The organism is Streptomyces sp. JW3 (assembly GCF_052216785.1).
Lineage (GTDB): Bacteria > Actinomycetota > Actinomycetes > Streptomycetales > Streptomycetaceae > Streptomyces.
Map to the genome: position 1 here is coordinate 41443 of NZ_JBQOUX010000061.1, position 6524 is coordinate 47966.

The following is a 6524-nucleotide window of genomic DNA, read 5'->3' on the forward strand; positions in this document are numbered from 1 at the left end:
CCCGCCCGTTCAGCACCACCCGAGGAGATTCAACCCACCACCCGCCCGTTCAGCACCACCCGCGACGGCGCCCCCAGCACCCGTACGTCCGCCCGGGGGTCCCGTTCGTACACCACCAGGTCGGCCGGGGCGCCCTCGGCCAGGGCGGGGCGGCCGAGCCACTCGCGGGCCGCCCAGGTGGCCGCCGACAGGGCGGGCAGCGGCGGGATGCCCGCCGTGACCAGTTCCGCGACCTCCGCCGCCACCAGCCCGTGCGGCAGCGTGCCGCCCGCGTCGGTGCCGACGAAGACCGGGAGGCCGGCGTCGTAGGCGCCCCGGACGGTGTCGTAGCGGCGGGCGTGCAGCCGGCGCAGGTGGGCGGACCAGCGGGGGAACTTGGCCGCGCCGCCGGCCGCCAGGTCCGGGAAGGTGGCGATGTTGACGAGGGTGGGGACGATCGCGACGCCCCGGGCGGCGAACAGCGGGATCAGGTCGTCGGTGAGGCCGGTGGCGTGTTCGACGCAGTCGATGCCCGCCTCCACCAGGTCGCGCAGCGAGTCCTCGGCGAAGCAGTGCGCGGTGACCCGGGCGCCCAGCCGGTGCGCCTCGGCGATGGCCGCCTCGACCGCGCCGCGCGGCCAGCAGGCGGACAGGTCGCCGAGGTCGCGGTCGATCCAGTCGCCGACCAGCTTGACCCAGCCGTCGCCGCGCCGGGCCTCCTGGGCGACGTAGGCGGGCAGGTCCGCGGGCTCGACCTCCCAGGCGTAGTTCCGGATGTAGCGGCGGGTGCGGGCGATGTGCCGGCCGGCCCGGATGATCTTCGGCAGGTCGGCGCGGTCGTCCACCCAGCGGGTGTCGGAGGGCGAGCCGGCGTCCCGCAGCAGCAGCGCGCCCGCGTCCCGGTCGGTCAGCGCCTGTTTCTCGGCGGCCTGGGCCGGGATCGCCCCGTGCCGGTCCAGGCCCACGTGGCAGTGGGCGTCGACCAGGCCGGGCAGGGTCCAGCCGGTGACGGTCCGGACGTCCCGGGCGGTGGCCGGGCGGTCGTAGGTGATCCGGCCGTCGATCACCCACAGCTCGTCGCGGACCTCCTCGGGTCCGACGAGCACCCGGCCCTTCACGTGCAGCACCGTGCCATCGCTCATGTCCGGCAGCCTAATCACGCCGTCCGGCCGCGCGGGCGGCCACCGCCCCGGCGCCGCAGGCCAGGGCGAGGGCGGTGACGCCGGGGTTCACGTAACCGGGCACGGCGTCCGTGGTGCAGTCCGCGCCGTCGGTGGTCACGCAGCGGAAGCGGAGGGGGAGGAAGGAGACCGCGTAGTCGACGACCCGTTCCCAGCGGGCTTCGAGTCCGGGGGTGCGGCACGGGAGAAGGGGTGCCGAGTCCGCGCCGCTGTCGTCCGCCGTCAGCACCGCGAGGCCCAGGCCCAGCAGGCCCCAGAGGTAGAGGACGGCAGCCGCCGCGCCCGTGGTCCGGGCGAGGGCGCGCAGCCCGGCGCCGGGGCGCGGCGGGGTGACGGCAGCGGGCCCGGGTGCTCGCGGGCCCGGGTGCTCGCGGGCCCGGGTGCTCGCGGGCCCGGGTGGTCGCGGGCGCGGCGGGCCAGCGCGACGCCCGTCACCACCGCGACGAGGACCAGCAGCAGAACGGCGTACACCGGGCGAGTCAATCAGCCCGGCGATCACCTCCGCTGTGGCGGAAGCCATGATTCCGGGCGTGACCATGTCGCAACGGAGGGACTCCGGCGCGAGTCGGGCGGCGCGCCGCGGTTACTCTCGACCCGTACGCCCGCACACCACCGCCCGCGTACGTCCGCCCGTGAGCAGTGCCGTGTGTGAGTGAAGAGAGCGCCGCCGTGACCCACCCCTTCCTGGACCTGCCGCCGCTGACCGCCGGCCGTTTCGCCGCGATCGAGGACCGGGTGGCGCGGCTGCTCGGTACCCGGCGGGACGTGGTGATCGCGCAGGGCGAGGCACTGCTGCCGCTGGAGGGGGCGATCCGGGGGACGGCCGGGCCGGACACCGTGGCGCTGAACGTGATCACCGGGCCGTACGGGCAGACTTTCGGGGACTGGCTGCGGGACTGCGGCGCGACCGTGCACGACCTGGCGGTGCCCTTCCACGAGGCGGCGGACGCCCAGCGGGTGCGGGAGGCGTTCGCCGAGCACCCGGAGATCGGTTTCGTGTCGCTGGTGCACGCCGAGGCGGCGACCGGGAACACCAACCCGGTCGCGGAGATCGGCGCGGTGGTGCGGGAGCACGGCGCGCTGTTCTACCTGGACGCGGTGGCCTCGGTGGGCGCCGAGCCGGTGCTGCCGGACGCCTGGGGCGTGGACCTGTGCGTGATCGGGGCGCAGAAGGCGATGGGCGGTCCGGCCGGGGTGTCGGCGGTGTCGGTGAGCGAGCGGGCCTGGGCCCGGATGGCCGCTAACCCGGGGGCGCCGCGCCGGTCGTACCTCTCCCTGCTGGACTGGAAGGAGCGCTGGATCGACGGCGGGCGCCGGGCGCTGCCGCACGCTCCGGCGCAGTTGGAGATGCTCGCCCTGGAGGCGTGTCTGGAGCGGATCGAGGCGGACGGCCCGGCCGCGGTGATGGCGCGGCACGCGGCGGCCGCGGCGGCCACCCGCGCGGGCGCGCTCGCGCTGGGCGGCGGGCTGGCGCCGTACGTGCGCGAGGCGCGGGACGCGGCGCCGGTCGCGACGACGCTGCGGGCGCCGGCCGGGGTGGACGCCTCGGAGCTGGTGGCACGGGCCCTGGAGCGGGACCCGGCGCTGCCGCTGGCCGCGGGCGGGGGCGCGCTGGCCAAGGAGATGATCCGGGTCAACCACTACGGGCCGCACGCGGCCCCCGGGGCGGTGCGCGACTGTCTGGCGGCGCTGGGCGCCGTACTGGCGGACAAGGGTCTGCCGACGGATCCGGAAGGCGCCCGGCGGGCCGCCGAGGACGCCTGGCGAGCATAACGGGACCTGAATTCCAGGTTTCTTCGAGAATATCAACTGAATCAATTCGGGAATTCTTTTCGGGGCAGCTTCCCGTATTCTTCTGCCCGCTTTCCCGAAGGCTAAACACTAAGATTTCACGGAGGCTTCCGACGGGTTACCCGATTGTGACCCGTTACACAAGCGGTCCGTTTTGCGTAATAAATACCGGGCATATCGCCCCAAATCCTGGACCTTTCGTGCGGTCACTCGCGCCCGCGTGATAACACACGACATCTTCATTCGTAACCCCACCCGGCGATGCAATTTTCAATTTCGCTGGGTAAGTTCAATTTGCATGACTGCCGCACAAGCAGACCTGGAGATCGACCGACCGAGAGTGGCCGACGGAGCCGCGCTGTGGCGGATAGCGAAGGATTCGAAGGTCCTGGACCTGAACTCGTCCTACGCCTATCTGCTGTGGTGCCGGGACTTCGCCGCGACCTCGGCCGTCGCTCGCGCGGCGAGCGGCGAAGCGGTCGGATTCGTCACCGGCTATGTGCGGCCGGACCGTCCCGGCACCCTGCTGATCTGGCAGGTGGCGGTGGACGAGGCGTACCGCGGCCGCGGACTGGCCGCGACGCTGCTCGACGGTCTGGTCGCGCGCACCGTGACGGAGCAGGCGCTGACCACGCTGGAGACGACCATCAGTCCGGACAACCTTCCCTCCCAACGGCTGTTCACCTCGTTCGCCGAGCGGCACGGCGCCGCGCTGGAGCGCGAGACGCTGTTCGACGCCGGCCTGTTCCCCGACGGACCGCACGAGCCCGAGGTCCTCTACCGCATCGGCCCCCTGTCGGCGACCCGCTGACACCGGACCCCCCGCCGACTTCGACTTCCCTCACCTCACCCCTCACCGCATCGAGGAGCGATTCGTCGTGACCATCACCCAGCCCGACCTGAGTGTCTTCGAGACCCTGGAGTCCGAGGTACGCAGCTACTGCCGCGGCTGGCCCACCGTCTTCGACCGCGCGCGCGGCAGCCGCATGTACGACGAGGACGGCCACGAGTACCTCGACTTCTTCGCCGGAGCCGGGTCGCTCAACTACGGGCACAACAACCCCGTGCTGAAACGGGCGCTGATCGACTACCTGGAGCGGGACGGCGTCACGCACGGTCTCGACATGTCGACCACCGCCAAGCGGCGCTTCCTGGAGACCTTCCAGAACCTGGTGCTGCGCCCCCGTGACCTGCCGTACAAGGTCATGTTCCCCGGCCCGACCGGCACCAACGCGGTGGAGTCCGCGCTGAAGCTGGCCCGCAAGGTCAAGGGCCGCGAGTCCATCGTGTCCTTCACCAACGCCTTCCACGGCATGTCGCTGGGCTCGCTCGCGGTGACCGGCAACGCCTTCAAGCGGGCCGGCGCCGGCATCCCGCTGGTGCACGGCACGCCGATGCCGTTCGACAACTACTTCGACGGCGCGGTCGAGGACTTCCTGTGGTTCGAGCGGCTGCTGGAGGACCAGGGCTCCGGCCTCAACAAGCCGGCCGCGGTGATCGTGGAGACCGTGCAGGGCGAGGGCGGCATCAACGTGGCCCGGCCCGAGTGGCTGCGCGCGCTGGCCGCGCTGTGCGAGCGGCAGGACATGCTGCTGATCGTCGACGACATCCAGATGGGCTGCGGCCGTACCGGGGCGTTCTTCTCCTTCGAGGAGGCGGGTATCACCCCGGACATCGTCACCGTGTCGAAGTCCATCAGCGGCTACGGCCTGCCGATGTCGCTGTGCCTGTTCAAGCCGGAGCTGGACGTCTGGGAGCCGGGCGAGCACAACGGCACCTTCCGCGGCAACAACCCGGCCTTCGTCACCGCGACCGCCGCCCTGGAGGCGTACTGGGCGGACGGCTCCGCGATGGAGAAGCAGACCCGCGCCCGCGGCGAGCAGGTCGAGCAGCACCTGATCTCCATCACCGAGGAGAACCTCGCCGACATCAAGGAGTACCGGGGCCGCGGCCTGGTCTGGGGCCTGGAGTTCCACGCCAAGGACCGGGCCGGCCAGGTCGCCAAGAAGGCCTTCGAGCACGGGCTGCTGATCGAGACGTCCGGCCCGGAGAGCGAGGTCGTCAAGCTGCTCCCCGCGCTCACCCTCACCCCCGACGAGCTGGACGAGGGCATGAAGACCCTCGCCCGCGCCGTCCGCGAGACCGTCTGAGACGGTCCCGCGCCCCCTGTAACACCCGAGCAGCACCCGAGTAGGAGGCATCGCCACACCGTGATCGTCCGTTCCTTCGACGAATTCAAGGGCACCGACCGGCACATCAAGTCCGAGGGCGGGACGTGGGAGAGCACCCGCATCGTCCTCGCCAAGGAGGGCGTCGGCTTCTCCGTCCACGAGACCATCCTGTACGCGGGTACGTCGACGGACATGTGGTACCAGAACCACATCGAGGCCGTCGTCTGCACCAAGGGCGACGCCGAGTTGACCGACCGCGAGACCGGGAAGACGTACCACATCACGCCCGGCACCATGTACCTCCTCAACGGCCACGAGCGGCACACGCTCAAGGTCAAGGAGGACTTCCACTGCATCTGCGTGTTCAACCCGCCCGTGACCGGACGGGAGGACCACGACGAGAACGGCACCTACCCGCTGCTCACCGAGGAGGTGTGAGAACCCGTGACCACGACCACCGACACCACCGCCACTGCTGTCACTGATCTCTACCCGACCCGAGGCGCCACCGAGGTGGCCACTCCCCGGCAGGACCCGGTCGTCTGGGGCGCGCCCGACGCGCCCGGGCCGTTCGGGCCGGGTGACCTCCAGTCCTTCGAGCGCGACGGCTTCTTCGCCATCGACCAGCTCATCGGTCAGGACGAGGTCGCCGTCTACCGGGACGAGCTGGACCGCCTGGTGACCAGCCCGGAGATCCGCGCCGACGAACGCTCGATCGTCGAGCCGCAGTCCAAGGAGATCCGGTCCGTCTTCGAGGTGCACAAGATCAGCGAGGTCTTCGCCGCGCTGGTGCGCGACGAGCGGGTGGTCGGCCGGGCCCGGCAGATCCTCGGCTCGGACGTCTACGTCCACCAGTCGCGGATCAACGTCAAGCCGGGCTTCGGCGCCAGCGGCTTCTACTGGCACTCGGACTTCGAGACCTGGCACGCCGAGGACGGGCTGCCCAACATGCGCACGGTGTCGGTCTCGATCGCGCTGACCGAGAACTACGACACCAACGGCGGCCTGATGATCATGCCGGGGTCGCACAAGACGTTCCTCGGCTGCGCGGGCGAGACGCCGAAGGACAACTACAAGAAGTCGCTCCAGATGCAGGACGCGGGCACGCCCTCCGACGCGGGCCTGACCAGGCTGGCCTCGGAGTACGGCATCAAGCTGTTCACCGGCAGGGCCGGCTCGGCGACCTGGTTCGACTGCAACTGCATGCACGGCTCGGGCGACAACATCACGCCTTTCCCCCGCTCGAACGTCTTCATCGTGTTCAACAGCGTGGAGAACGCGGCGGTGGAGCCGTTCGCGGCGCCGGTACGGCGCCCCGAGTTCATCGGCGCGCGGGACTTCACGCCGGTGAAGTGACCGGGTGACCCCGCCTTCCGGGCCGGTGCCGCGTTCCGTACGGGAC

Annotated in this window: 7 protein-coding genes; 5 read left to right on the top strand and 2 right to left on the bottom strand. The window is 71.4% G+C overall.

Features of this window, described 5'->3' with window-relative positions:
• Positions 1–29: 29 nt before the first annotated feature.
• Both ACTT8P_RS23635 and ACTT8P_RS23640 read right to left on the bottom strand, forming a co-directional pair.
• On the bottom strand, positions 30–1121 hold the full coding sequence (locus ACTT8P_RS23635) for an amidohydrolase family protein (RefSeq protein ID WP_442833714.1): 1092 nt from the start codon (positions 1119–1121) through the stop codon (positions 30–32).
• A gap of 10 nt (positions 1122–1131) precedes the next feature.
• Positions 1132–1680, bottom strand: coding sequence for a hypothetical protein (locus ACTT8P_RS23640; RefSeq protein ID WP_442833715.1), 549 nt, complete (start codon positions 1678–1680; stop codon positions 1132–1134).
• A gap of 149 nt (positions 1681–1829) precedes the next feature.
• On the opposite strand from ACTT8P_RS23640, the gene ACTT8P_RS23645 reads away from it, so the two are divergent.
• The 5 genes from ACTT8P_RS23645 to thpD all read left to right on the top strand — a co-directional run bounded on the left by ACTT8P_RS23645 (position 1830) and on the right by thpD (position 6478).
• A complete protein-coding gene (locus ACTT8P_RS23645; protein WP_442833721.1) occupies positions 1830–2933 on the top strand; it encodes a pyridoxal-phosphate-dependent aminotransferase family protein in 1104 nt (367 codons plus the stop codon).
• 316 nt (positions 2934–3249) lie between these two features.
• Entirely contained in the window at positions 3250–3762 is a 513-nt protein-coding gene (gene ectA, locus ACTT8P_RS23650; protein ID WP_442833716.1) for a diaminobutyrate acetyltransferase, read from the top strand.
• 67 nt (positions 3763–3829) lie between these two features.
• Positions 3830–5101 (top strand): diaminobutyrate--2-oxoglutarate transaminase, encoded by a 1272-nt coding sequence (ectB, locus tag ACTT8P_RS23655; protein ID WP_442833717.1) that lies wholly within the window; start codon positions 3830–3832, stop codon positions 5099–5101.
• A gap of 60 nt (positions 5102–5161) precedes the next feature.
• A complete protein-coding gene (locus ACTT8P_RS23660) occupies positions 5162–5560 on the top strand; it encodes an ectoine synthase (protein ID WP_442833718.1) in 399 nt (132 codons plus the stop codon).
• A 6-nt stretch (positions 5561–5566) separates the two neighbouring features.
• Positions 5567–6478, top strand: a complete 912-nt coding sequence (gene thpD, locus ACTT8P_RS23665; protein WP_442833719.1) for an ectoine hydroxylase — start codon at positions 5567–5569, stop codon at positions 6476–6478.
• Positions 6479–6524: the final 46 nt, after the last annotated feature.